This window comes from Pseudanabaena sp. CCNP1317, from assembly GCF_034931345.1.
Lineage (GTDB): Bacteria > Cyanobacteriota > Cyanobacteriia > Pseudanabaenales > Pseudanabaenaceae > Pseudanabaena > Pseudanabaena galeata.
This window is the reverse complement of sequence record NZ_JAYGIF010000113.1, coordinates 1-24,487: the sequence shown is the minus strand read 5'-3', so window position 1 is coordinate 24,487 and position 24,487 is coordinate 1. Positions and strand designations below refer to the sequence as shown.

Here is a 24,487-nt window from a genome sequence, read left to right as displayed (position 1 = left end):
GTCAATATTTACATCGGATCTTCATGTTTAGGAATCGGGTATTTCTCGCGATCGCTGTGGTCTTGGCGATCGCTTTGGGGTCGGCTATTTTCAAACCATCGCCTGCTATCAGCGCCGAAAAGGTCTCATTTTGGTATCCCCCCTTTGGACAGTTTACGATTCCGATTCCTGACCTAGAAACCTTCGCAAAGTCTGGCAAAATTACCAAGCGACTTGCTTTTTATCTGGATCATCTGTCACCAAGTCAGCAAGTTGAACTCAGGCAAGCACTGAATACCCGCTACGATATCAGTCCCATTGTCGTTAGTCAGTTTACCTATTCGCCAATTGGACTTGTGCTAATGAAGCGCTTGGGGAGGATTTTGCAGGGTGATGGTTATCAAAATGGATTGTCAGCATTACGTGCGGCGATCATCCTTTCCGCAGCAAGTCCTGAAGGGCTAACGCCGATTAACGTTTTGCGACGTTTTCCATTACCAACGATTGAGTTAGATTTAAACCTAGGATTAGCTGCTTACAGCGAAATATCATTACTCTGGTATCGCAAAGAAATGGCGATCGCTGCTCTGCAAAAGCAATCGGAACATGAAATAAAAAGTACTAAAATTCCTGTGCCGACTGATGAAATGGACAGCCAAGGAGCATACTCTTGGCTAAAACGCGAATTTGCCTTTCAGAATCCAGAGCGGGGAATGACCATCAACGCTACCCTATACAATCCGCAAGGAACGACCAAACCAGCGCCCGTAATTGTCATTTCCCACGGATTCGCTTCCAATCGCGATACATTTATCTATCTGTCACAACATTTAGTATCCCACGGCTATGCAGTAGCAGTACTAGAGCATCCAGAAACAGGCAGTAAAGATTTTGTAGCCTTTTTAAATGGCTTTGGGAAAACTCCTAATCCTCGTGATCATTACCTCAGACCCCGTGATCTCAAATATCTACTAGACGATCTCGAACGACAATCTCAAACCTTGCCCGATCTACGCGATCGCCTCGATTTGCAAAATGTTGGTCTGATCGGACATTCCCTTGGTGGTTACACGGTTTTGGCTTTGGGTGGTGCGCGGCTAAACTTTGCCAGCATCAAAGCTAGCTGCGATATTCCTGAACCCGATGTGAACTCTTTCAATCTTTCTAAGTTAATTCAATGTCAAGCCATCAATTTGCAACCCCAAGACGTGGACTTGCAAGATCCTCGTGTTAAGGCAATCTTTACTCTCAATCCCATTGGTGGCAGTACGATGTTTAACCGTGAGGGAATGCGCTCTTTAAATGTACCAGTGATGATTTTTGCCAGTGGTGATGACATGATCGCCCCAACTGTCACCGAACAGCTTTTTCCATTTACTTGGATCAATGGGGCTGAAAAGTATTTAGCGATCGTTTCTAAAGGAACGCATTTCTCGTTTTTAGAAAAAAGTGACAGGGGTGTACTTACTATCCCTTCATCACTGATTGGAGTTGATCCCAGCTTTGCCCATCCCTATGTCAAGTCCTTAAGTATCGCATTCTTTAAAACCTATCTTGCAAGGCAATCTACATTTCAGGCTTATCTCACTGCAACCTATGCCAAAACTATTAGTCGTGATCCCCTACCATTAAACCTAGTAACTTCTTTCTCAGAGCAGCAGTTGGTAGAAGCCTTGAGCATCCAACCATAACCCAATAGATTAATGACGGTGCTTTACGTTGACATTAATCTATTGGATTTTAAAACTTTAATTAACGTCAGTTCGACGAAAGCGAAAAATGGTAAGAATCGCTAAGCGATTCTTACCATTTTTCGCCATTTGCGGCGTGCTTCGCACGCCGCAAATGGCTATATCGAACTCACGTTAACTGATGTTACATAGAACAAAGATCGTCATAGTATTTTTATGTCATCTTAAGAGCGTGTTTGAGAAGTTTTTACCCCCATTAATCCCCCCTTTGCAAGGGGGGATTAATGGGGGTAAAAGCAGAAATTTACGCTAAATAAAAGACTTATCAAACACGCTCTAAAAGAGGATTTGGAAACCAAATCCCTAGGTATTCATAAAGGTAGGGGCTTGGTCTCCAAGCCCAAATCATAAAGGTAGGGGCTTGGTCTCCAAGCCCAAATCCCTACACATATTTGTAAAGGTAAGCTTGGTCTCCAAGCCCAAATCTCAGCGTTCTACGTTACATCAATACGAATCTAGCCTAAGCGCAGGATGTCAAAGACATGGACAAACTGGTATTGCTTGGTAGACTATTGGCTAGTTTTTAAATCTGGTTTGAATATATAGAGGCAAAGAGCATATGCAGGTAGATAAACAGGCGGATAAAGAGTTAGAACCGTCTACAAAAATCAGTAATATATCGGGAGATCCACAAAGCATTTCGGCAAGAAGCAATCAAACTAGCAATATGAAAAACGCCTTAGAACCAAAAAGCTCCAACAAATTTTTAATCCCTGCGATCGCCCTTGCCCTTGCCGCCTTAGGTGTGAGTATTTGGTTTGTGATTGGACGGTTTGGCAATAATCCACCAGCATCTGCACCAGCAACAAGTGCCAGTACAAAAGAGCAGCCTAGGGCAGTTAGTGCCTTAGGTCGCCTAGAGCCACAGGGAGAAGTCGTCAAAGTTGCCTCACCTTCGGCGCTAGGGACATCGCGCATTGTCAAATTATTGGTCAAAGAAGGCGATATGGTCAAACAGGGTCAAGTGATCGCCATTCTCGACAGTTACGATCGCTCAGTCGCCACTTTACTTCAAGCTCAAAGTCAAGCTCAAGAAAGCGATCGCAATCTTGCTAGAGTCCGTGCAGGGGCTAAGGGTGGCGATATTGAAGCCCAAGCAGGTAATGTTGAAGCGGCTAAAGCAAATGTCAATGCTATTAGTGTAAATGCGGCTCGACTTAAAGCAGAACTAGACATTGCTGAGCGAGACTACAATCGCTTTCAGCAGCTACAAAAAGATGGTGCAATTTCAGAGTCAATGTTGGATACTTATCGACTGAAAGCCGTCACTCTCGCAGGACAACTTGAACAAACTAAGCAACAGATTCAACAAGCAGAGTTTGGTCTAAAACAATCGCAAGGTTTGCTCAGTAGTGTTAGAGAAGTCCGTCCCACTGACATCCAATTTGCCGAAGCTCAATTACAAACTGCGATGGTCAATGTCAAGAAAGCGGAAGTTGATCTTGATCTAGCCCAAGTTCGCGCTCCAATTGATGGACAAGTTCTCAAAATCAATACGAAAACTGGTGAATTTGTCAGTCAGACAAATGGAGTGGTTGACCTTGGCAATACCAGTCAGATGTATGTAGTTGCGGAAATCTATGAAACTGATATCGGCAAAATCAAGGTTGGACAGAAAGCAACTATAGAAAGCGAAGCCTTTGAAGGTGAACTTACGGGCAAAGTCGATCGCATTGGATTGCGGATTGCCAAAAATGATGTACTGGGAACCGATCCTGCTGCAAAAACCGATGTGCGAATTATTGAAGTCAAGATCAAGTTAGATGACAGTTCCAAGGTTTCAGGGCTTACAAATTTGCAAGTCAGAGTCAAGGTAGAGGTTTAATGGGAGTGCAAAGCGCTCTTAATTAAATCTATTTTTTTTAACGCTAGATAAAATTTTATGATTTTTGCTGTACCTCTTGCTTGGCTACAACTTACCTACGAAAAAAGCCGACTGCTAGTAGCGATCGCAGGAATTACCTTCGCTGTAGTTTTAATGTTTTTGCAATTAGGATTCCGTGATGCTCTATTTACTAGTGCAATTCGCTTGCAAAGTAATTTGGTGGGTGACTTAGTAATTATTAGTCCTCAATCCACTAACCTTGTGGGAATGCGAAACTTCTCACAACGTCGCCTTTATCAAGCTTTAGGAATGAAGGAAGTTGCTTCAGTCAACCCAGTGTATATCGGACTTGGAGCTTGGAAAATCAAAGAAGACCCTGCGGGACAGACTCGTAATATCTTGGTATTGGGTGCAAATCCTGATGCCAAGGTTTTTAAAATGTCGGGTGCAGAGGCTAATATCGATCAAGTCAAAACCCAAGATGTGGTTCTCTTTGATCGTGCTTCTCGTGCTGAGTTCGGTCCAATTGTGGGTGAATGTGGCACTTTAGCGCTCAAGGCGAAGTTCACCGATGATGCTTTTGTCTGTAACAATCTCGTCACTCGCGAAGTTGCCAACCGCAAACTAACAATTGGAGGTTTATTTGAGCTAGGTGCATCCTTTGCTGCTGATGGTGCGGTGATTACTAGCGATACTAATTTTCTTCGCATTTTTGATAGTCGTCGTTCAGGATTAATTAATGTCGGCTTGATTAACTTAAAACCTGATGCATCACCTTACGAGGCAATGCGAAACTTCATTTTGAGTCAACCCAGTGATCATGTAATTTTGCCTCGCGAAAAACTGCAACCCGACGGTAAAAGAGTTCAGATTTTGTATAAAGAAAGTATTGATGCAAATGGAAAACTGATTCGCGAAGAGAATAAAGATAAGGTGTTTGTCTATAAGACCGATCTCACGGTGGAAGATCTGAAAAAAACTCAGGATGCGGCAGTCGATGATACGCGGATCTTGACTATGGAAGGCTACATTGACTTTGAGAAAGGATATTGGCAGAAAAGTACGGCGATCGGTTTTATCTTTAGTCTTGGAACCGTGATGGGATTCATTGTGGGAATTGTGATCGTTTATCAGATTCTCTATACAGATGTTTCTGATCACCTTGCGGAATATGCGACGCTTAAGGCGATGGGCTATGGTAATTTGTACTTAGCTCAAGTTGTCATTCAAGAAGCTTTTGTTCTATCGATTTTAGGCTTTATTCCTGGGTTAGGAATTTCCTTTGGGCTGTACAATCTCACCAAAAATGCCACGTTATTGCCTTTGTATATCTGGGACAAAGCAATTCCTGTGATGCTCTTAACGATGGTGATGTGTGTGATTTCTGGTGCGATATCATTACGCAAAGTCCAATCTGCTGACCCTGCGGAAATTTTTGGATAGAGCGATCGCTGTTCTAAAAAACTTTACGCTCCCATCCAAACTAAAAGATTTTTTGAAAGTCTTGCAAAGCAAGACTTTCAAAAAATCTTTTGTGGTTTGTTCGTTCATGCTAGATTGATACAGCGAAGTTTTTTAGGCAGTATGTCCCATCCTATTTATCTGACAAAATCCGATCTCAAGACTGCCCGCAGTTGCACAACCAAACTTTATTACAAGAAGTTGGGCTATCCCACGGTCGATCGCGTTGATGCATATACCAGAATATTAGCCGATGGGAATTTCATCATTAGTAAGATTGCTCACCTTCTCTACCCTGAAGGCATCTACATTTCGGCAAATCTTAACTCCGAGGAAAGCATTGCAAGTGCTGCTCAAGAAACGATCGCTTATTTACAACAGGAGAATGTGACGCTCTTTGAGCCAGTTCTTTATGCATCCCATAAGCTAGCCCGTGCTGATATTCTCGTCAAGCAAGGCGATCGCATTGAGATTATCGAAATTAGATCTAAAGGATTTGATAGTAAAGCTCACGAAAACTTAGTCAAATACCGCAATCTTTCTCTCTTTCGCAATAAACGTACTGGAAATGTTGGCGGTGAATGGAGATATATCATCGAAGATGTGGCTTACCAAGTTGGGATTTTGCAAGAAATGCTAGCCGAGCATTTACCTGATCGCACAGTAGAGATTGCGCCTTATTTACTGGTTCCTGATCGCGCTAAAACTACAGCCATTGATCATCTTGCTTCCTATTTCCAAATCCAGCGTCTATCGACCCCTCGTAATTCCTTTTCCAAAATGAATGGAATTAAGGTTGATTTTATCGGGGATATTCAGGAATTAGAAAAAGATCAATTTCTTACTAAAGTTAGTATCGAAACTGAAGTTGCAGAATTAATCGAGCCGACAATTGCTTCTGCTCAGAAGTATTTAGACTATTTGCTAGAGCGATCCTCTGAAATATTTGCGCCGATTAGCAAAAGCTGTAAAAGTTGTGAGTATCGTGCTAGCGATCGCGATCCCCGTGATGGCTTTAAGGAATGCTGGGGTGATTTAGCGGATGTGGAGAACCATGTCCTCGAACTCTATCAAATGGGACGCATTGGTGGTCATGAGACTCCTCTAGTCAATGAAATGATTCAGCAAAAGCAAGTCAGTATGTTTGATGTTCCCTTAGAAGAACTCACTGACGAAACCTATAGCTATCGTCAACTCATTCAGATTGAATACACGCAAAAAAACAAAGAATGGATTTCTGAGCATCTTCCTCAAATAGTACAGCAGATAGAATATCCCATTCATTTTATTGATTTTGAGACTTCGCGCATGGCAATCCCCTATCGGGCAGGGATGCGCCCCTATGAGCAGGTAGCTTTTCAGTGGAGCTGCCACACAATCATCGAGCCAGATGCAGATCCTATCCAAACGGAATGGCTGGATCTCGAAAATACTTTCCCAAATTTTCAATTTGCCGAATCGCTAATGGAATGCTTAGGCGATCGCGGCACAATCTTGACATGGGCAACCCATGAAAACAGCGTATTGCGCGATATCTACTATCAAATGCAAGCCTATGACTACCAAAATCCCCAATTACAAACATGGCTAGCGAATACCGCTAAGCTAGGCAACAAGGGCAAATCGCACCTAGTTGATATGAATGCGCTTACACTTAATCATTATTTTCATCCCTTAATGAAAGGACGAACTTCCCTTAAATGTGTTTTACCTGCGGTCTGGAAAACCAATCCCTACTTACATAAAATCCCCTATTTTCAGGAATACTATCGAGAAGTTGATGGTGAAATCCTGAGTCCCTACGATGTGTTGCCACAATTGCAAATAGGCGATCGCATTCAAGTGGTGAATGAGGGTGCTGGCGCAATGCTAGCCTATCAAGACCTGATGTATGGCGAAAATTGTGATCGGGGCATTGACAATCAAGCAATGCGATCGCAATGGAAAGAGTTACTCTATCAGTATTGCCGCCTTGATACGATGGCAATGGTGATTATTTGGAAGCATTGGCAAAATTTGTGTTCAAACCAATAGGATAGCGCCCCTGCGGGGCGCTATCCTATTGGTTATTGCCAAACAAAAAAATATTAAAAGTGTTGCTTCGCAACACTTTTAATATTTTTTTGTTTGGGTTTGAGCGCAAAGCGCTTTAATTTAACGCTTCTTGCCAAAACGCATGAAATTAATCAAGCGCTTGGGAAAACGCATTAATCCTTTCCAAAACTTTATGAGCAAATCTTCGATCTTGAGAACGATCTCATCAAGCCAAAGCAGAAACCTAATTAGAGGATTACTGGAACGCCCCCCAATATTTGCCTTGTTTTCAATCCAAGCTCGGAGAGGTCGATCACTGTTGTTCTCAACAAAACTTTGCCTTTGACAGCTCAATAACTCTTCTTCAAACACTAAACTGCCTTCAAGTTGATCTTGAGAAATTTGTGTAGTTGTGGTTTCAAAATTTTCTAACTCACCCGAAGAATGAATAGTAATTCGATCTGGAGATTTACTAAATGCAATGGATTCATATTCCAATGGCATCGGCCAAGGTCCATTGTCATCGCCAAATACATCCTCCATAGTTAGCCAAGCTTTGTCGCTGGGAGTAATGTCTGAGGTTTCTTCGAGAGTTGAAGATCGCTGTTTACCAAAGAAATAGGCGATCGCTTGTTCAATTAATCTTTGCAAGCGGTCTAGTTGATTATCGATTTTGAGAGCATCAGAGAATTCGGAATCTTGATTAAGATCGCGATTAGGATCGCGATTGGGATAACTATTAGTTCTAGACTGAAGCTGATTAATTAATCGCTCTGCTAATCGGTCGGGCTGCATTCCATTGATGCTGTCAGTCTTATCTTGATCGCCAGCAAGCGATCGCTTGCCAATAAAATAATCAATTGCGGCGGCAATCAGATCGCGCAGACGGTCTAGATTAGGGCTTTCAGCTAGAGTTGCATTATCCTTGAGTCTGTTTGCTTTTGTGGAAGTGACTCTTCGCCGCCTTAACTTGGGACTGTCTGGCAATGATTCTGTATCAGGAGATTCTGTGCCAAATATTTCTGATCCTTCCACATTGCCTAGGCTAGGTTCTGGAGCAGGTGATTGATTGCCAAAAAAGTAAGCGATCGCAGCTTCAATTAAACGGCGTAATTGCTCTAGTCTTCTATTTTTGCCCAGAGATACATTTTCAGTAAGTCCATTATTTTCCTTTAAGGTGTTCCGTTCAGCTTGGGCTATCTGTTGTTGCCAGATTTCGGCAAAAATGCGATTAGCATTTAGATTGGGTTCTAGGTCTGGTTTATCAGAGGTTGAGAGGTAATCTGTTTGGCGCTTAACGATCGCCGCAATATTGCGATCTAGTTTAGTTTTGGTGCGATCAATCCAATCGAAAAACTTAGCTAATGGACGCAAAAGTAGAGGAAGTTCTAGTTTGGGAAGATCAATCTTTGGCTCTAGAAATTGATCAAGCTTTGGCTCAAGTTCTAGACTATCAAATTCAGGTAAAAGCCCTACAGCCTCTGGTTGCGATCGCAGTTTTTCTGTAGACTCAGGCTTGCCTCGCTCAAGTGCTGGAAAAACACGTTTTGCTGTAGATGCAATCAGATACACAGGATATAAAGCCGCCTTGGCTACTTGATAAGCTAGCAAGCGCGGCAACTCTTGGAGCGGTAGCCCTGCAAGCTGTCGAATTTTTTGATCGAGTGATCGCCTTACGCTGCGCCCAAGTTGGGCAGGTAATGAGTTATCAATCCAATTAAAAAGTCGGCTTTGAAATCTAGGCATACCTATCATCATAAAAAAGAAATGCGCGATCGCACTTTTCTTTTTTGGGTAAAGTTTCAAAACCCAGAGCAATATATGTAAGTAGCTAGGCAAAATAAATTACAAAGCAAAACCCGTAAAGTTGCGCCCCTTCGGGGCGCAACTTTACGGGTTTTGGTAATTTATTTTGCACAAGTACTTAGCTGGGCATAAGTAAACTAAAAAAACAGAAGCTGTCCCGTCCGCGTAGCGGACGGGACAGTATGGTGAGATACCTACTGCCTGATGCGTTGAACCATCTCTTTAATGGCATTAAGATATAGCCATGTGCGGCGTGCTTTGCACGCCGCACATGGCTATATCTTAATTTTACAAGTAGGCGATCGCCACTAAACTCAAAGCCTCAGTCCACTCGACGATCGCCCCGTAGGTATCGCCAGTCTGCCCGCTAAGTTGACGATTTAGCCATGCACCGATTAGCCAAGCAAAGCTAAACCCAATTACTGTTAAACCGATTCCTAAATAAAGTGATTTGTTAAAATAGGCGACCGCGCAATTACCAGCCATTAACAAAATTGCCACTAGCCGCACTTGCCAGTGATGCAAATCCTCTTGATGAAATTTGCCTTTGCCGATCGCTTTGAGATAGGGATAAGCCATAATGGCGCGAAGTTGTCCCCACCTTGCCCATGCCCAAACACTAGTCAAAACCCAAACACGCTGATCTTTAATGGCGGCAAGTGCAATAACTTTTAATAACAAAATTGTGATTCCTGCGATCGCGCCAAAAGCACCAGTATTACTATCTGCCATCACCTCAAGGCGACGATGGGGATCGGTGACAGCTAGCCCATCGGCAGTATCCATAGCGCCATCAAGATGTAATCCACCTGTAATTAATAGTCCTAATAAAATTGTCAATAGCGATCGCAGATATATAAATTCTGAAGCAGGTTTGAGCAGTCCTAGGCAAAGATCAAAAGCGGCGATCACCACGCCGATAAAAATACCGATTAGTGGCGCATAGAGAGCAATTCCCCGAAAATTGAGTGTTCCCTGCGGATGCAAAGGCAAACAAGTATAAAAAATTAGCGCCGCTTGAAATTTTCGCCAATGCTGCATTTGAGAAAAACCATAAATTTAGAGAGGATGCTTTGCATCCTCTCTAAATTTATGGTTTTTTGGCATCCTAGGTAGTGAAATTTTGGAAATTAGGTTTGATGAAAGCTAGATTAGTTAGGATAGAGAGAATACTTTTTTATAAAAAATTTTATATAGAGCATGATAAAACAGCGTCGTATTTGGTCTTGGCTCGTAATTAGTTTAGTCGCGATCGCCTTGCAGTTTTTATGGATTGGTGGTGTAAATGCTGCGGTTACGGACTCTTTGCAAGAACAAAAATTTTTAACTAATGTTTGGCAAATCGTTAACCGTTCATATGTAGACGCTGATTTTAATCATCAAAACTGGTACAAAGTTCGCCGCCAATTTGTCAATCGCAAATTTAATAGCCGTGAAGATACCTATATAGCGATTCGGGAAATGCTTGCCACTCTGGACGATCCTTTTACCCGCTTGCTAGAACCTGACAAATTCAAAAGTATGCAAACTAGTACTTCGGGAGCGCTAACAGGTGTAGGGCTACAAATTGCCGCTGATGAACCAGATAACAATATCACTGTAATTGCCCCGATCGAAGGTTCGCCTGCGGATGTGGCGGGTGTGCGATCGCGCGATCGCATTGTGGGCATTGATAATATTCCCACTAAAGGCTTGAGCCTTGACGAATGTGCGACAAGAATGCGTGGTGAGATCGGTTCTGAAGTTAAGCTGAGCCTAGAGCGTCCCCTTGCTGATAGTAAAGGTTTTGAGAAGCTTGATGTAGTGATTAAACGCGATCGGATAGCAGTTACGCCGATCATTGCCAAACTCAATCAAGAAGAGAATCATAAAGTTGGCTATATCCGTTTAAATCAGTTCAACGGTAATGCTTCCGCCGATATGGAAAAGACTATCAAAAAGTTTAAAGCTGAAGGAGCCGATCGCTATGTTCTCGATCTACGCGGGAATCCTGGGGGACTCTTTGATGCTGGTTTACAGATTGCGCGGATGTGGATTCCTGAAGGAACAGTTGTTTATACCGTAGACCGTCACGGCATTCAAGAGAGTTTTGAAGCGAAAGGTGATGCCATTACCACTGATCCTTTAGTAGTTCTCACCGATGGCGGTAGTGCCAGCGCTAGCGAAATCCTTGCTGGTGCATTACAGGAGAACGATCGCGCTCAACTCGTTGGCACAAAGACCTACGGTAAAGGCTTAATTCAATCCCTGTATGAATTAGAAGATGGTGCAGGTTTGGCGGTAACGATCGCGAAATACGAGACTCCCTTACATCACAACATCCATAAACGCGGCATTATTCCTGATGTAGAAGTCGCTCTGACAGAGCCAATTACTCGTAAACAACTAGGTACTAAGGAAGATCCACAATATGTGGCGGCTCTATCGATTTTGGATGGCACAGTTAAGAGCGTAATTGCCAAGTCTGCTAGTTAACCCCCTTTAATTCCCCCTTACAAAGGGGGAATATAGCAATCCTAAATGAGTTGTGAGAGAGTATCTAGACTAACCGCTTATTTTAAGGGATTTCAGAAATTCAAATTTCTCACATATCATTTAGGATTGCTATATCAGAAATCTAATTCGCTCCCTTTTGCAACTACTGTGTACACAAAAAGTCGTTTCTCTGTCTACGTTTGATGGTTTAGATCCCCCTCAATCCCCCTTAAAAAGGGGGAAGAAGAAAATCCTCCCCCCTTTTTAAGGGGGGCTGGGGGGGATCATTAGTAACTCACGCTATAGTTGATAACTTGTGTGTACACTTTAGCCCCTTTGCAAGGGGAGGGCTAGGGAGGGCTTTTAACTTAGTGCCATCAATTCAGGATCTTGGAATAGAGGCGTACTCAAATAACGTTCGCCAAAGCTAGGCTGAATCATCACCACCATTTTGCCAGCATTCTCAGGGCGCTTGGCAATCTGTACCGCCGCATAGAGCGCTGCACCACTAGAAATTCCAGATAGAAGTCCTTCTTCACGCGCTAACCTACGACCGAATGCGATCGCTTGATCATCAGTTACAGGAATAATCTCATCAATCAGTTCCGTTTTCAAAACTTCAGGCACAAATCCTGCACCGATACCTTGGATTTTGTGAGGGCCTGGGCGATTACCTGCTAATACTTGGCTATTGGCAGGCTCAACTGCGATCGCCTTAAACTCTGGCTTACGTGATTTAATCACTTCTGCAACCCCTGTAATCGTGCCGCCAGTACCAACTCCAGAAATCAGAAAATCAATCTGTCCTTCAGTATCTTCCCAAATCTCTTCGGCTGTAGTCTTCCGATGGATCGCAGGATTGGACGGATTGCGGAACTGTTGCAGCATATAGGCATCGGGAGTGCTTTCACTAATTTCTTTAGCGCGACGGATTGCGCCGCCCATGCCCTCAGTTCCGGGGGTTAATTCGAGGGTGGCTCCGTAGGCGCGTAACATCGATCTCCTCTCCATACTCATGGTTTCGGGCATGGTCAGAATTAATTTATATCCCTTAGCGGCTGCTACCATCGCCAAAGCAATTCCCGTATTGCCTGAAGTTGGCTCCACCAAAATTGTTTTATTTGGAGAAATCAAGCCCTGTTCTTCGGCTTCTTGGATCATGTTCACTCCAATGCGATCCTTAACGGAGGCGGCGGGATTCATGCCTTCTAGTTTGACAATAATTCGAGCCACGCAGCCTTCAGCCTTGGGAATGCGCTGCAATTCGACGAGGGGAGTATGTCCAACTAATTCTGTAATATTATTGGCGATTTTCATAGATAAAAGCTTGAATAATTGCGGGTAAATGAGCTTGTAGTCAACTTTAGAGCATTTTTGAGATCTTGGGAATTTCTTAAGACAAAGTGGCGATCGCTACTTTTATCGACTAAAAGCTACACAGACTAACCCTTTTCGGCTTTAATGGGGTAATTACGATCGCAAAAAAATTTCACAACATCATCACAAACTTATTAATTAATATTAAATAAACTCCTATGGCTGCTACTTTAAAAGATTTTTTAGAAGAATGTCACACTCTCGGCTTAGTGCGTTTGATCGTCACCAGTGATGCGGGTGTGCTAGAAGCTAGGGTAAATATCGAGAAGCTATTTTACGCGGAACTCCCCAAGGGCAAGTATGCGAATATGCATTCTGAACACATCGAGTTTCACCTAAACATGGACAAAATCACCGATGTCCGCTTTGAAACCGCCGAAGCCAAACGCGGCAATTTCACCACCTACGCAATCCGTTTCCTTGATGCCGATGACAAGGCGCAGATGAGTGCTTTCCTACAATGGGGTAAACCAGGGGAATATGCTGAAGGTCAAGTCGAAGCATGGGCTGCGCTCAAAGATAAGTACGGCGAAACTTGGAAACCCGAACCAGTTGAGAGTGTTTAAGTGAACAACATTACTTTGCAGCTCATAATATATTTGAACAATCTAGCCCTATAGTTTAGGCTATGATTTTGGCAGTACATATTTTTACGGCGATCATAAAGTTTGATGAATTTCCCTGAGTCCGAACGTGTAATCTACAATCGCAACCCTCTTATAGAAGTTGTGTGTCAATTGCGCTTTCCCCCCATACTCAAAATATCTCATTCTGAGCCAGTTGAGTTTCAGGATGAGGTAAGGTTACAGTATCCTCTTTTTGAGATGAAGCAGTCACAAGTACCACCAGATTTTTTGAAAGTTGCTCAACAGTTTGGTTTGTCTCTGCCAAGTGAGGTTGCTTACAGTTTTAAATCAGAAGATCAAAAATGGCATCTCTCTATTACTAAAGATTTTATTGCTTTAACTACTTCTTCGTATGAGAGATATGAGCAATTTAAGCAACGATTTGAGGATGCTGTAAAAATCTTTGAGAGTATATACAAGCCGTCTTTTTATACACGAGTAGGGCTTCGATATCAAGATTTAATAATTCGTTCAAAGCTTGGAATCGAAGATAAACAGTGGTCAGAATTGATAGCCAAACATATTGCTTCAGAACTGTACGATCCAGAACTCTCTCCAGCGATTCAGACAATAGTTAAAAATCTAGTTCTTACAACTGAAAAAGGACAAATCAACTTAAATCATGGGCTTGTTAAAGTGAAGGAAACTCAAGGTTCGATTGATGAGATTGCTTACCTGTTTGACGCTGATTTTTATACAGAACAAAAGATAGAAGGAGATAAAAATGTTTGGAATATACTTAGGGAATTCAACCAATCCGCAGGTAAACTCTTCAGATCGAGTATCACAGACACTCTCCATAGAGCGCTACAACCCCAGCCAATTACCTCATAGTCAAACTTCGTCAGGTATTAACCTTAGTAATGAGATTTTTGATAGAGAAAGTGGAAGACCTTTTATAATCAAGACATCTTCGTTTGATTTAACAATGTCAGATTCATCTTTCTCATTTACTACTGATTGGCAGAGTTTATCTCCAGAAAAGTTGATGCTGTTGCTTAAATGTCTTCTTATCATTAAAAATCTTCCAGAAACTGCTTTAGAAGAGACTGTTGAGGAACTAGAAAATATTTCTCGATTCTATGCCAATCGATTTCCTCAATCTAGCTTACCTGTGATACCTGCAAGTACTATCAAAGGCAAGCTTAGACAGATGCAGGTTAGACCACCTATTATGTTGGAATCTTAATTGTCTTGTAAATTTATGGAAGAGCGGGCTATCTATCGATCATCAGATAAATCTTTCTCATTGCGGCAGGGTGAAATACTGACAGGCGTTATCCAATATAAACCTGTCATTGATGAACTATCACAGCATGGGCAAGAGCTACCTTTTGAGACTGTTCTTCATCCATATGTAATTGTAATTACGCAAGACTGCGATCTTGATTGGGACTATAAAGCTAGAAATTCACGAGAAATTCTTCAACCATCAAAGCTTTTAAACTCAGTCATCTTGTGTGAAATTGCAGAAGCAAGGGGAATTAGAGATGCCGCAGACAACAACATGAATAGTAAGGAATGGAAGTTGGTAGAATCTCATCGTCATGAAAGATTCTACTTTTTTGAGAAAATCCCTCCCGAATGTGAGGTCGAGCAAGAAGGATTACCAGAACTCACTGCTGATTTCAAGAAAATTTTTGGCATAGATGCGGCAACTTTGTACCGTCAAATCGAACTTGGTATGGTCAAGAGACGAACAGTTTTGATCAGTCCTTACTTGGAGCATTTTTCTAGTCGCTACTATAGCTTTCATAGTAGGGTAGCATTACCTTTTCAGTATGAAAGTGAACGAGAAAGTTAAGAGTATATCTAATTTCAATTTTACCTATAGAACTAAAACTAGATTCTTTTTATCGTTGAATCAAATCTGTTTAGTCAGTAATTATTTTGGGTATTGAGGGGACGTTGTTTGATTTTGGTGAAGTGATGATCGCGATTTTGGGTGTTGAGGTGCGATTATGCTGTGTTAATAAAGTGACTCAATTGTTATAATCATTCCTACAACATGAGTGAGTTCTAACCCTAATGTCAATAACCCTAGAAGAAAGAGTCGCAATCCTAGAAGCTGAAATCAACTTGATTAAAAATAAGGTAGAAAGTCCAACTACTACAGTAAAACCTTGGTGGGAGCAAATCACGGGAACATTTGCTGATAGCCCAGACTATGACAAAGCTATGCAACTAGGCAAAAAATACCGTGAGTCTTTGCGTAAGACATCAACAAAGTCACGCAAAAAATAGATGTACATAATCGATACAGACCATCTCAGCGTATTAGATCAATGAATTCCAACGCATCAGAAAGTTATATCCTCGTCTCGGCACAATGGACTTAAAAATTGCAGCGGATCGCAATAGTTAACAATGCGATCGTATTAACTCGCAATACTTCTGATTTTGGACAAATTGCAACCTTACAAATAGAAGATTGGACACACTAAATATTACAGATCGCTGTTTAATTTTTGAAGTGGCGATTCAACTTAAAATCTGATGTTACGTGGATAGAATTCCTACGATCATCTAAGTCTAGGGCTGGCACGGGGGCACAGCCCCTACAAAAATCTAAATTATTGGTGTAGGGGCAATCCCCCCGTGGTTGCCCTGTCGTGCTAGCAGCAAAAGATTCATCATCTGAGTTCCACGTAACATCAGTTAAAATCACTAATATCGACTCAGATGGATTACTTCTCATCAAATAGCAACCTTCCTAGGGAACCACTGTTAAACGGCGATCGCGATCGGCAGCAAACGCAAAACAAGCCTGTATGTCTGCAAGTGTTAAATCAGGAAAATCGTCTAACACCTCCTCAACACTCATTCCACCACCGAGATAGTCAAACACATCTGATACTGTAATCCGTGTGTTAACTATACAGGGCTTCCCACTGCGAATATTTGGACTGATGCGTATGCGATCGCGATAGTTTTTCATAATCAAGATTTGCACATAACCTAATCCTAAGATAACAGTGACTTTATAGGAATGTAGATTTTGGGAAAGCGATCGCTGTTTGATTTTGATGAAGTGGCGATCATGTTAATCTGTAGATAGAAATTAGGGAATAAAGCTATGACTGCTGTAGTACAAGAGCTTCTAAATACCTTTGACAATCTGACATACTCAGAATGCCGAGGATATTTTTCTAACATTAGACCAAGAAGAGTTAACCTATGAGTAGTCCCGAACGTGGAGAAGTTTGGTTAGTTGATCTTGGCTATTCAGACCATATTTAGTTGTCAGCATTCCAGCACTAGAAAGTGATCGAGCCTTAGTAACCCTAGTTCCACATACAACAAGTTTGCGCGATTCCAGATTTGAAGTACAAGTCAAAGCTAAATTTCTCAGAGAAGGCGCATTTGACGTACAAAATCTCATCACAATTCCTCACGCCAAACTTTTACGCAAATTGGGAGAGCTAACATCAGAGCAAATGCAAGACTTAGAAGATATATTGCTAGTATGGTTGGGATTTGAGTCCGAAGAAGATGAAGACTACGTATGAAAAAATTTGAGTCTTAAAGAAAGGCGATCGCTGTTTGATTTTGATGAAGCGGCGATCGCGATTTTGGGTATTGAGGGGGCGATCCCTCTGCAACTCAAACTTAAACTCTGTGCTAGGATCTTAAATATTTTAGCGACCTAAATTATATGAAAAGCCAGTTATTACAATTAGCTTTTGAAATAGAGCTTCAAGATGGAGAAAAACTTACAATACCTAGCTCCATAATAGAAGGAGTTGGCAAAGGTAAATGGCTTATTACCATTCAGCCCAAATCAGAAACAGGCGATCGCGCCCATGATGCCTTCTTAAAAAGTTATTCGCCAGAAGATGAAGGATTATATGACGACTATTAAGGCAGGAGAAATCTGGGTTGCAGCAATTCCTTTTACAAATGGCATATCTTCAAAAAAGAGACCCGTATTAATTCTTTGGCTAGATGGAACCGATGTTGTATTAGCAGCAGTGACATCCGCACAACCGAGAACACAAACCGATGTTTTACTAAAAGACTGGTCAGCCAGTGGTTTGCGAGTTGCCTCAACTGTGCGTTTATCCCGACTTGATTGCTTAGAGAAGTCTTTACTAATTACCAAATTAGGACAGCTATCTCAAGATGATGCTAATCATTTGCGCGAAGTATGGAACATTCATATCAAACCCCAGTTCTAAAGTAAGGTAATCGCTATTTAATTTTTTGAAGAGGCAATTCAATTCAAAATCACTAATATTGACTTAGAAAGATTACTTCTTATCAAATAGCAACCTTCCTAGGGAACCACTGTTAAACGGCGATCGCGATCGGCAGCAAACGCAAAACAAGCCTGTATGTCTGCAAGTGTTAAATCAGGAAAATCGTCTAACACCTCCTCAACACTCATTCCACCACCGAGATAGTCAAACACATCTGATACTGTAATCCATGTGTTAACTATACAGGGCTTCCCACTGCGAATATTCGGACTGATGCGTATGCGATCGCGATAGTTTTTCATAATCAAGATTTGCACATAACCTAATCCTATGATAACAGCGACTTTATAAGAATGTAGATTTTGGGAAAGCGATCGCTGTTTGATTTTCGTGAAGAGGTTACATAAATGGTATGCTTGACGTAACACGTAAAACTTGCCTATGCCTCAATAGTACAAAGACAAACGCACAGCCAAATATGCTGCTGGCGAACGAGTCAAAGAATTTCAGGCTTTTGAAAGACAAGCATACAAACGTCTAGAAATCCTAGAAGCTGCGCCTAACAAAGAATCCTTAATGGCTTTACCAAGCACCCGTTTTGAGGCATTAGGCGGAGATAGGAAAGGAAAGGACAGTATCCGCATAAATGACAAATGGCGTATTTGCTTTGAGTGGAAAGAAACAGAAAATCATCCATTTAATATCGAAATTGTCGATTATCACTAAAGGAGAAAAGAACTATGGCAAGACCCGCAATTCACGCTGGTGAAATCTTAGCTGATGAACTAGAAGAACTGGGAATTAGTGCATCAGAACTGGCGCGATCGCTTCATATCCCCACAAATCGTATTACGCAAATCCTCAAAGGGCAAAGAGGCATTACTGCTGACACTGCATTGCCTCTAGGGCGATGGTTTGGCACTGGAGCAGAACTATGGCTTAATTTGCAAAAAGCTTATGAGTTACGCCTAGCTGAACAGTTAGCGGGAGAAGAAATCAAAAAAACGATTCAACCTCGTTCATCCATGAATAATCAGTAACTAATTCAAGTTTAGATAGAGAACAATCATGAAATATCCAATAGTGATTTATCCAAGTGAAGAAAGTGTTTTTATTGCTGAAATTCCAGCCTTAAAAGGATGTTTAGCTCAAGGTGAAACCCTAGAAGAAACCTTGCAAGAGTTAATAACAGGAAGAACTTTGTGGCTAGAGACAGCCCACAAGCATGGTCAAAAACTTCCAGACGAAGGTAAGGCGATCGCTAAAGTAAAAGCATTAAGTGCGATCGCTGTTTGATTTTTTTGAAGTGGCGATCGCGATGTTTTGGGTGTTGAGGGTGCGATCGCTGTTTGATTTTTTTTGAAGTGGCGATTTTTCAACTTTGCTACTAGCCATCTTTCTTACAAATATACTCAACCTCCAAAATAAAAGACGACCCTTAGCATCGCCTTCTATTTAGGAGGTTGAGAGTAAAGATAATTCAGAAAAAGAGACTGCGCCCTTTTTCTGAATCCTATGAAATCGCATTACTCAACAACTTTTTCTTTGAATTGCTTACCAGCCGAAAAAGCAGGAACGCGGGTAGCGGCAATCACCATCTTTTCGCCAGTACGAGGGTTGCGACCTTCGCGCTCTTGACGATCGCGTGGCTCAAATGAACCAAAGCCAACTAAAGTAACGCGATCTCCTTCAGCCACAGCATCAACAATTGATTCGAGGGCCGCAGTAACGATCACTTCAATATTTTTCTTGGATACGGATACCTTTTCGGCGATCGCATCTACTAATTCACCTTTATTCACAGATATAGCTCCTATGTCGCTTGAGATTAAGACGTAATTTTTCAGGATTGGTATCAGGATTGCAGTGGTGCGAAACGCCTCTGCATAATCCATAAGACGGAATCAATACTACAGCACCTATGGCAGTCGTCAAGCGCTTTTGACAAAAGTTTCGCAAAAGTTTTTAAACCAGTAAAGATTATGCAAATCATAATCTTTACTGGTTTAGCGTACAGCTTGTCGCATATACTCACCCCAAACCTGTGCAGCAACTGCACTTGAGCCATTGGTTACTCCCTCATCATTACCAAGCCAAACGGCTGTGACGAGGTTTCGCCTTGGTACAGCACCAATAAACCAAAGATCTCTACCTTCGTCGGTGGTTCCTGTTTTTCCGACCACAGTACCTTGAGGAATCGCCGCCGATCGCCCCGTCCCGAATTGGACAACACCGCGCATCATATCCACCATCGTGCTAGCTACACCTGCATCGATCGCCTGACGTGGCTTTATAAAGGTATTTGCATCAAAAATGACGCGACAGGTACTGCGATCTTTAGGATTTTGACAGTCAGTACTATCGAGAATGCGTTTGATGGCATGGGGTTTAATGTACTTACCTTCATTGACGATGGTGGCATAGGCTCCAGCCATCTCTAGGATTTTGACTTCATTACCTCCTAAAACCATATTGCTCGATTCATCAAGTTTGGTGGTGATCCCCAAGTTTTTTGCCATTTTTACGACATTATCCAAACCCGCACTATTGGCAATCCTGACCGCCACCACATTTTCTGATAGGGCAAAGCCACGATACATGTCGATCGCTCCACTACCGCCATTGTGACAGCCGATAATTCCAGAAAGAGCGCTACAAGAAAATGTGGTACTGGGAGAAATACCACGATCGATCGCTGCCGCATAGCCAAATAATTTAAAGGTTGAACCTGGTTGGCGTATGGCTTGGGAAGCGCGGTTAAACTGGCTTGCTCTGTAGTCAACACCACCTGTCATCGTCAATAGCGAGCCATCGCTACTATTCACCGTCACGATCGCCCCTTGACTAAATCCGTAACTACCGCCATCACGGGCAACAGCATCACGTAATGCCTCGTCAGAAGCCTTTTGCATGGCAAGATCGAGATAGGTCTCCACAATTAAGTTTCCCTCCCGCGCAAAGTTATCGCCAAGGATATCTTGTAATTCTTCAAACACATAGCTGTAGTAATAAGGCGCAACTGAGCCTTGCAGCTTAGTTTTTGCCGATTCATTGAGAATCAATACCGATCTCCTTGCCCGTTCGGCATCTTTATCGGTAATCATCCCCAATTCCGCCATGCGATTGAGAATTCGATCGCGATATTCGATCGCTAAATTTTTGTTTTTAAAGGGGTTAATCGTTTCTGGGGAAGGTAGTAGCCCGACTAGGGTTGCGGCTTCCGAGAGAGATAATTCTGAAGCTTCTTTGCCAAAATAAAGTTTGGCTGCATCCTTAAAGCCATAAACGCCATAGCCCGTATAGGCACGATTGAGATATAGCCGTAAGATTTCTTCTTTGCTATAGGTAAATGTGAGTTTAATCGCCGCCGCCGCCTCACGCCATTTGCGTCCTGCGGAGTCATCTGTCCCCACATAGGTTTTGCCTAGCAAGTTTCTCGCTAACTGCTGAGTGATGGTACTAGCACCCTCTAAGCGTTCCCCCCGACTACGGACATTGGTGACGATCGCTCGCGCCACACCTACGGGATCAACTCCAATATTCCAATTGAAGGAAGTATCTTCGGAGGCGATTACCGCTTGCGGAATAAATTTTCCAAACTCCCCCAGACTGGCATATTCCGTATGATTAGCAATATCGGTGGGATCAAGGCGCTTGATACTGTCACCAGCAAAAACTTCAACAGGGCCCTGCTGTGTCACAGGCAGAGGCTTGAGAGATGGGACACGGCTAAGCTCATAGCCGATCGCTAAAACCAGCATCCCTGCGATCACGCCAATGCCGATTCCCGTATATTGCACCGTGCGAATATACCAAGGCGGCGGATCGATGTAGCAGATTGTGGCGGCTTCGGCAAGTTCTGGGGGACCTAAAGTAATTGTCATTTTGTGACGTAGTGGCACGGACTTAAGGCGCTGCTTTTGACGATAAATACCATTAGTCGAGTCTTGGTCTTGCAGAATAAATTGGGCTTTCTTTTGGGTGCGATCGCGGACTAATTGGGCATGAACTTGGCTCACAAGCGGAGTTTGTACGACAATATCGCATTTGCCCGTACTGCGTCCTAATATGTAGCGATCGCCCACTAAATCATAAATTTCAGGCTTATCTTTTTGCGATCGGCGCACTTCTAACTTGGGGACACGCTCTTTGGGATTAATTTTTAAAACACCATTAACCACCTGTGTAAGCTGATTGATCTGGGTCATCAACTTGGACTGAGGTGGTTTCGGGGACTTAGGCTGTGATGGTGGCTGTGGCGATTTCATAAATTGCTAGGACGTAATTTTGGAGAGCGTGGTTTCCAGTCATGACCTCAAATTTAATTATGCACTGTGACCATACTCATTTTTCAGACAGTCTAGGCAATTTTAGTGTACCGAGATCATACAAACCTACTTTACCTTCAGGGATCTCAAACTGGAGCTTTTGGGAGCCAATCTGTAGCTCGTAACGACCAACCTTAAAACCTGTTAGAGCAAACTTGCCAGCTCGATTGGTAAATAGAGTAACTGCTTGCCATTGAGGATCAGAAAGAGAACGGACTTCTCCTGCTTGAAGGGCGATCGCAGTTCCTTTCTCATCGGTCAAAATACCCCGTATATAGACAGTTGCCTCCGTACCGACTCGAATCACAGTACCGCTTTTATAGGTGGGTAAAGCGTAATAAACAGGATTCCCAGTTTCTATACCTGTGGGAGCGTCGGGAACTTCTAGTAATAGACGGGAAACAACATAGGAAGATAAATTGGGTACTACGGCTGCACCAAACTCATCAGCCCGACTAAGATATGTTCCTTGTCCGTCAGGGTTTACGCCGACTATTTGCGAAGCTAAGGCTTTTTCAGGCACAACCAGCGCAAAGCTATCACTAATGGGACGGGAGAAAGCGATATTGCCATCGGCAAAGGCGATCGCGGTTCTCACACTCACCAGAGCATTGGCTTGGGTGCTAGTGGGCGTAAAAACAATTTCGGGTGCAAGGTTCCAAATAGCGCGATAGCCTGTGTAGGTGAAGTTGGTATTTAGGCGATCGCTACCGCGACTGCGGCTCAACCCAAAGGAACCACTAAGAGATTCACTAACTTGTGGTGTACGAAAGCCCCAAGATACTTGCTGAGTAGGGCTGTCAGTATTGCGGATTTCGGTACTAGCTTGAATCGGTTGCGAATTTTGACCAAGATTTAGCTGCATACTGATGAGGGCGCGTTGCTCATTGAGTCCATTAGTATCACGGCTTTGGGATAGAGATAAATTGAGGGATAGACCCGTACTAAAGGATTTTGATAGATCTAGTCCGACTCGATAGGAATCGGCGGTGTCACGCCCAAAACGATACTGGGCGTTAAGTCCTGCCCCTATATCCCCAAATAATTTTTGGCGATAGAATGCCGATAAATCCAGAGCCGTATTATTGCGCGGTATCTCCTCATTGCCAAAGGTAATAAATCTTGCGCCACGTTGTTCTACGCTAAAACCAAAGGAGCGATCGGTATCTTTGGCATTGAAGAAGTCGTAACGTAATCGCCATGCTAAGTCTTGACCAACATTTTGATCATTACTGATGGCGGCATCCCATGCGAAGTTACCCAAAACAGTGGCAAAAATCCCTTCAACACCTAAAAGTTGCTGACGGCTGGTAGCTTGGGCATAGCCGCCTAAGGTCAACACATTACTCACGCCCCAACGATGCGCCAAAGACAGAATTGGTTTTGACCAGTCATAGTTCCGTCCACCATTAAGCGTTTTTGAGGGAAATCCAAAGCTATAGGCAAACTGCTGCACATTGGGAGCCAGAAGATTTGAGGCAACGGCGGAAGAGAAGTTAATCCTCTGCTCTTGTCCGCGATCGTCAGTGACTAAAAGTTGAATATCATTAATGCCTGTGGTCAGGGGCAATTGACGTAAATCCTGCTGCCCTGCGGGAAGGTTGATAGTTTGGGCAAGCCGACCATTGGCAAAGATTTCCACCTTAGAGGGTCGCTCTAAAAAAAATTCAAAATTATTAACGGGACGGATGACTGTATAAGGCTGTAATGAGAAGTTACGCGCTGCTGCAATGCCTCCAACCGCGATCGCATTTTGAAAACCCGTAGTTGGAAAGCTGTAATCTCCCGCGAGATAGCGCATCGCATTATCTGGATCATCACGCACCAGCCTGATATCGCCTCGCGTTAATTCGGGTTGTCCCTGTTCAACAAATGACCAGTTTCCTTCCAAAACCCAATTCTGAAAATTAATTGCGCCATCAAAACCGACAAACAAAGGTTGGCGCTGAATTCCTTTTTTTTGGTTACTTGCCAATGCAAAGCGATCGCTCGCAAAGATATTTACAAAACCACTCAGGGAGCTAACGGGAATTGCTTCTTTGGCTTCGGGCGGCAGATTCGAGCGATCGCCTAGCACGTTAACCGCACGCACCGCAGGAGTGATTTGTAAGAACACTGCAAGGCGGCGTTCATCAAAGACTGCCTCAATGCCATTTTTTTGTAAGATATCCACCGAGAAGTCTTCGGCATTACCGATCGCGGTTTCAATGACATTGAAAACTTCGGGGCGCAAGATCGGTTTGAGTGCTTGCAGGGTAGCTTTGGACTGAAGGCGTGTTTGTTGCGGCTGACTGGGAACAAAGCTAATGCGGATCGTGGCTTGTTCGCGATCGTCAATAACAAGCGGAACAATTAGAGACTGTTTGCCAGTATTGGCGCGAGGACGACCAAACACACGCTGAAAGGTTTCATCATCGCTATTGTTAGCAGGAAGATTTTGAGCGATCGCATAGTTTGCTATGAGCAAGCTAGGGAGACAGACAGCAAGGTATAGACAACTATAGCGGTTTTCAAATGAGCAAGAGCAAGGTAAAATGGAGAGAAAATGCAAACAGGAAAAGCGTATTCACAGGATTTGAGAGAACGAGTAATCGCAGGGTATCAAAAAGGAAAAACCACGATGAAA

23 protein-coding genes and 3 pseudogenes are annotated in these 24,487 nt (G+C 43.0%); 18 read left to right on the top strand and 8 right to left on the bottom strand.

Annotated features, from left to right (window positions below):
- Window positions 1-23: 23 nt before the first annotated feature.
- From VB775_RS20860 to VB775_RS20845, 4 genes are all read left to right on the top strand, one after another.
- On the top strand, window positions 24-1,670 hold the full coding sequence (locus tag VB775_RS20860; protein ID WP_323216933.1) for an alpha/beta hydrolase: 1,647 nt from the start codon (window positions 24-26) through the stop codon (window positions 1,668-1,670).
- A gap of 619 nt (window positions 1,671-2,289) precedes the next feature.
- Window positions 2,290-3,555 carry an ABC exporter membrane fusion protein gene (locus tag VB775_RS20855; RefSeq protein ID WP_281008326.1) on the top strand — a complete coding sequence of 422 codons (1,266 nt, stop codon included), beginning with the start codon at window positions 2,290-2,292 and terminating at the stop codon, window positions 3,553-3,555.
- A gap of 57 nt (window positions 3,556-3,612) precedes the next feature.
- Entirely contained in the window at window positions 3,613-4,998 is a 1,386-nt protein-coding gene (locus VB775_RS20850) for an FtsX-like permease family protein (RefSeq protein WP_281008327.1), read from the top strand.
- A gap of 141 nt (window positions 4,999-5,139) precedes the next feature.
- Window positions 5,140-7,050: a DUF2779 domain-containing protein gene (locus tag VB775_RS20845; protein WP_281008328.1), complete on the top strand. Its 1,911-nt coding sequence runs from the start codon at window positions 5,140-5,142 to the stop codon at window positions 7,048-7,050.
- A gap of 120 nt (window positions 7,051-7,170) precedes the next feature.
- Here the strand turns inward: VB775_RS20845 and VB775_RS20840 are convergent, their stop codons facing one another.
- Together VB775_RS20840 and cobS are read right to left on the bottom strand one after the other, a co-directional pair.
- Complete coding sequence (locus tag VB775_RS20840) at window positions 7,171-8,796, bottom strand: hypothetical protein (RefSeq protein ID WP_281008329.1); 1,626 nt, start codon at window positions 8,794-8,796, stop codon at window positions 7,171-7,173.
- A gap of 348 nt (window positions 8,797-9,144) precedes the next feature.
- Entirely contained in the window at window positions 9,145-9,897 is a 753-nt protein-coding gene (gene cobS / locus VB775_RS20835; protein ID WP_281008331.1) for an adenosylcobinamide-GDP ribazoletransferase, read from the bottom strand.
- A gap of 159 nt (window positions 9,898-10,056) precedes the next feature.
- Here cobS and VB775_RS20830 point away from each other — a divergent pair, with 159 nt between their 5' ends.
- Window positions 10,057-11,331, top strand: a complete 1,275-nt coding sequence (locus VB775_RS20830; protein ID WP_281008332.1) for a S41 family peptidase — start codon at window positions 10,057-10,059, stop codon at window positions 11,329-11,331.
- 363 nt (window positions 11,332-11,694) lie between these two features.
- Here the strand turns inward: VB775_RS20830 and cysK are convergent, their stop codons facing one another.
- The gene (gene cysK, locus VB775_RS20825) at window positions 11,695-12,648 is read right to left on the bottom strand and encodes a cysteine synthase A (protein WP_281008333.1); all 954 of its coding nucleotides are present in this window, start codon (window positions 12,646-12,648) and stop codon (window positions 11,695-11,697) included.
- A gap of 218 nt (window positions 12,649-12,866) precedes the next feature.
- On the opposite strand from cysK, the gene VB775_RS20820 reads away from it, so the two are divergent.
- From VB775_RS20820 to VB775_RS26590, 6 genes and pseudogenes are all read left to right on the top strand, one after another.
- Window positions 12,867-13,274, top strand: coding sequence for a ChuX/HutX family heme-like substrate-binding protein (locus VB775_RS20820; RefSeq protein ID WP_281008334.1), 408 nt, complete (start codon window positions 12,867-12,869; stop codon window positions 13,272-13,274).
- Window positions 13,275-13,379: 105 nt separating this feature from the next.
- Window positions 13,380-14,168 (top strand): TIGR04255 family protein, encoded by a 789-nt coding sequence (locus VB775_RS20815; protein WP_281008335.1) that lies wholly within the window; start codon window positions 13,380-13,382, stop codon window positions 14,166-14,168.
- A 94-nt stretch (window positions 14,169-14,262) separates the two neighbouring features.
- The gene (locus VB775_RS20810) at window positions 14,263-14,523 is read left to right on the top strand and encodes a hypothetical protein (RefSeq protein ID WP_281008336.1); all 261 of its coding nucleotides are present in this window, start codon (window positions 14,263-14,265) and stop codon (window positions 14,521-14,523) included.
- A 15-nt stretch (window positions 14,524-14,538) separates the two neighbouring features.
- Window positions 14,539-15,138 carry a hypothetical protein gene (locus VB775_RS20805; protein ID WP_281008337.1) on the top strand — a complete coding sequence of 200 codons (600 nt, stop codon included), beginning with the start codon at window positions 14,539-14,541 and terminating at the stop codon, window positions 15,136-15,138.
- Between the two features lie 224 nt (window positions 15,139-15,362).
- Window positions 15,363-15,578 (top strand): hypothetical protein, encoded by a 216-nt coding sequence (locus VB775_RS20800; protein WP_281008338.1) that lies wholly within the window; start codon window positions 15,363-15,365, stop codon window positions 15,576-15,578.
- A gap of 46 nt (window positions 15,579-15,624) precedes the next feature.
- A pseudogene (locus tag VB775_RS26590) lies at window positions 15,625-15,778 on the top strand (type II toxin-antitoxin system VapC family toxin); the annotation flags it as partial.
- A 269-nt stretch (window positions 15,779-16,047) separates the two neighbouring features.
- Here the strand turns inward: VB775_RS26590 and VB775_RS20795 are convergent.
- Window positions 16,048-16,272 (bottom strand): DUF433 domain-containing protein, encoded by a 225-nt coding sequence (locus tag VB775_RS20795; protein ID WP_281009373.1) that lies wholly within the window; start codon window positions 16,270-16,272, stop codon window positions 16,048-16,050.
- Between the two features lie 239 nt (window positions 16,273-16,511).
- Here VB775_RS20795 and VB775_RS20790 point away from each other — a divergent pair.
- The 4 genes and pseudogenes from VB775_RS20790 to VB775_RS20775 all read left to right on the top strand — a co-directional run bounded on the left by VB775_RS20790 (window position 16,512) and on the right by VB775_RS20775 (window position 17,512).
- Window positions 16,512-16,843 (top strand): annotated as a pseudogene (locus VB775_RS20790) (type II toxin-antitoxin system PemK/MazF family toxin).
- A 6-nt stretch (window positions 16,844-16,849) separates the two neighbouring features.
- Window positions 16,850-16,984 carry a hypothetical protein gene (locus VB775_RS20785; RefSeq protein WP_281008339.1) on the top strand — a complete coding sequence of 45 codons (135 nt, stop codon included), beginning with the start codon at window positions 16,850-16,852 and terminating at the stop codon, window positions 16,982-16,984.
- A gap of 5 nt (window positions 16,985-16,989) precedes the next feature.
- Window positions 16,990-17,196: a hypothetical protein gene (locus tag VB775_RS20780; RefSeq protein WP_281008340.1), complete on the top strand. Its 207-nt coding sequence runs from the start codon at window positions 16,990-16,992 to the stop codon at window positions 17,194-17,196.
- Entirely contained in the window at window positions 17,183-17,512 is a 330-nt protein-coding gene (locus VB775_RS20775) for a type II toxin-antitoxin system PemK/MazF family toxin (protein WP_281008341.1), read from the top strand. The genes VB775_RS20780 and VB775_RS20775 overlap by 14 nt, the downstream gene beginning before the upstream one ends.
- 98 nt (window positions 17,513-17,610) lie before the next feature.
- Here VB775_RS20775 and VB775_RS20770 read toward each other — a convergent pair whose 3' ends face one another.
- The gene (locus tag VB775_RS20770) at window positions 17,611-17,835 is read right to left on the bottom strand and encodes a DUF433 domain-containing protein (RefSeq protein WP_281009374.1); all 225 of its coding nucleotides are present in this window, start codon (window positions 17,833-17,835) and stop codon (window positions 17,611-17,613) included.
- Window positions 17,836-17,986: 151 nt separating this feature from the next.
- Between VB775_RS20770 and VB775_RS26585 the strand changes: the two are divergent.
- The 3 genes and pseudogenes from VB775_RS26585 to VB775_RS20760 form a co-directional block, all read left to right on the top strand.
- Window positions 17,987-18,259: pseudogene (locus tag VB775_RS26585) on the top strand (type II toxin-antitoxin system RelE/ParE family toxin); the annotation flags it as partial.
- Window positions 18,260-18,273: 14 nt separating this feature from the next.
- Window positions 18,274-18,573, top strand: coding sequence for a HigA family addiction module antitoxin (locus VB775_RS20765; RefSeq protein ID WP_281008342.1), 300 nt, complete (start codon window positions 18,274-18,276; stop codon window positions 18,571-18,573).
- A 28-nt stretch (window positions 18,574-18,601) separates the two neighbouring features.
- Window positions 18,602-18,829 (top strand): type II toxin-antitoxin system HicB family antitoxin, encoded by a 228-nt coding sequence (locus VB775_RS20760; protein ID WP_281008343.1) that lies wholly within the window; start codon window positions 18,602-18,604, stop codon window positions 18,827-18,829.
- A gap of 230 nt (window positions 18,830-19,059) precedes the next feature.
- Here the strand turns inward: VB775_RS20760 and VB775_RS20755 are convergent, their stop codons facing one another.
- From VB775_RS20755 to VB775_RS20745, 3 genes are all read right to left on the bottom strand, one after another.
- Entirely contained in the window at window positions 19,060-19,335 is a 276-nt protein-coding gene (locus VB775_RS20755) for an HU family DNA-binding protein (protein ID WP_094531843.1), read from the bottom strand.
- Window positions 19,336-19,539: 204 nt separating this feature from the next.
- Window positions 19,540-21,801, bottom strand: a complete 2,262-nt coding sequence (locus tag VB775_RS20750) for a transglycosylase domain-containing protein (protein WP_281008344.1) — start codon at window positions 21,799-21,801, stop codon at window positions 19,540-19,542.
- Window positions 21,802-21,877: 76 nt separating this feature from the next.
- On the bottom strand, window positions 21,878-24,328 hold the full coding sequence (locus VB775_RS20745) for a fimbria/pilus outer membrane usher protein (RefSeq protein ID WP_281008345.1): 2,451 nt from the start codon (window positions 24,326-24,328) through the stop codon (window positions 21,878-21,880).
- Window positions 24,329-24,487 lie beyond the last annotated feature (159 nt).

What these genes read in the sequence shown, in the direction of transcription:
- VB775_RS20860 (WP_323216933.1), top strand. Translation starts at nt 24, where the DNA reads ATGTTTAGGAATCGGGTATTTCTCGCGATCGCTGTGGTCTTGGCGATC.
- VB775_RS20855 (WP_281008326.1), top strand. Translation starts at nt 2,290, where the DNA reads ATGCAGGTAGATAAACAGGCGGATAAAGAGTTAGAACCGTCTACAAAA.
- VB775_RS20850 (WP_281008327.1), top strand. Translation starts at nt 3,613, where the DNA reads ATGATTTTTGCTGTACCTCTTGCTTGGCTACAACTTACCTACGAAAAA.
- VB775_RS20845 (WP_281008328.1), top strand. Translation starts at nt 5,140, where the DNA reads ATGTCCCATCCTATTTATCTGACAAAATCCGATCTCAAGACTGCCCGC.
- VB775_RS20840 (WP_281008329.1), bottom strand. Translation starts at nt 8,796, where the DNA reads ATGCCTAGATTTCAAAGCCGACTTTTTAATTGGATTGATAACTCATTA.
- cobS (WP_281008331.1), bottom strand. Translation starts at nt 9,897, where the DNA reads ATGCAGCATTGGCGAAAATTTCAAGCGGCGCTAATTTTTTATACTTGT.
- VB775_RS20830 (WP_281008332.1), top strand. Translation starts at nt 10,057, where the DNA reads ATGATAAAACAGCGTCGTATTTGGTCTTGGCTCGTAATTAGTTTAGTC.
- cysK (WP_281008333.1), bottom strand. Translation starts at nt 12,648, where the DNA reads ATGAAAATCGCCAATAATATTACAGAATTAGTTGGACATACTCCCCTC.
- VB775_RS20820 (WP_281008334.1), top strand. Translation starts at nt 12,867, where the DNA reads ATGGCTGCTACTTTAAAAGATTTTTTAGAAGAATGTCACACTCTCGGC.
- VB775_RS20815 (WP_281008335.1), top strand. Translation starts at nt 13,380, where the DNA reads ATGAATTTCCCTGAGTCCGAACGTGTAATCTACAATCGCAACCCTCTT.
- VB775_RS20810 (WP_281008336.1), top strand. Translation starts at nt 14,263, where the DNA reads ATGTCAGATTCATCTTTCTCATTTACTACTGATTGGCAGAGTTTATCT.
- VB775_RS20805 (WP_281008337.1), top strand. Translation starts at nt 14,539, where the DNA reads ATGGAAGAGCGGGCTATCTATCGATCATCAGATAAATCTTTCTCATTG.
- VB775_RS20800 (WP_281008338.1), top strand. Translation starts at nt 15,363, where the DNA reads ATGTCAATAACCCTAGAAGAAAGAGTCGCAATCCTAGAAGCTGAAATC.
- VB775_RS20795 (WP_281009373.1), bottom strand. Translation starts at nt 16,272, where the DNA reads ATGAAAAACTATCGCGATCGCATACGCATCAGTCCAAATATTCGCAGT.
- VB775_RS20780 (WP_281008340.1), top strand. Translation starts at nt 16,990, where the DNA reads ATGAAAAGCCAGTTATTACAATTAGCTTTTGAAATAGAGCTTCAAGAT.
- VB775_RS20775 (WP_281008341.1), top strand. Translation starts at nt 17,183, where the DNA reads ATGACGACTATTAAGGCAGGAGAAATCTGGGTTGCAGCAATTCCTTTT.
- VB775_RS20770 (WP_281009374.1), bottom strand. Translation starts at nt 17,835, where the DNA reads ATGAAAAACTATCGCGATCGCATACGCATCAGTCCGAATATTCGCAGT.
- VB775_RS20765 (WP_281008342.1), top strand. Translation starts at nt 18,274, where the DNA reads ATGGCAAGACCCGCAATTCACGCTGGTGAAATCTTAGCTGATGAACTA.
- VB775_RS20760 (WP_281008343.1), top strand. Translation starts at nt 18,602, where the DNA reads ATGAAATATCCAATAGTGATTTATCCAAGTGAAGAAAGTGTTTTTATT.
- VB775_RS20750 (WP_281008344.1), bottom strand. Translation starts at nt 21,801, where the DNA reads ATGAAATCGCCACAGCCACCATCACAGCCTAAGTCCCCGAAACCACCT.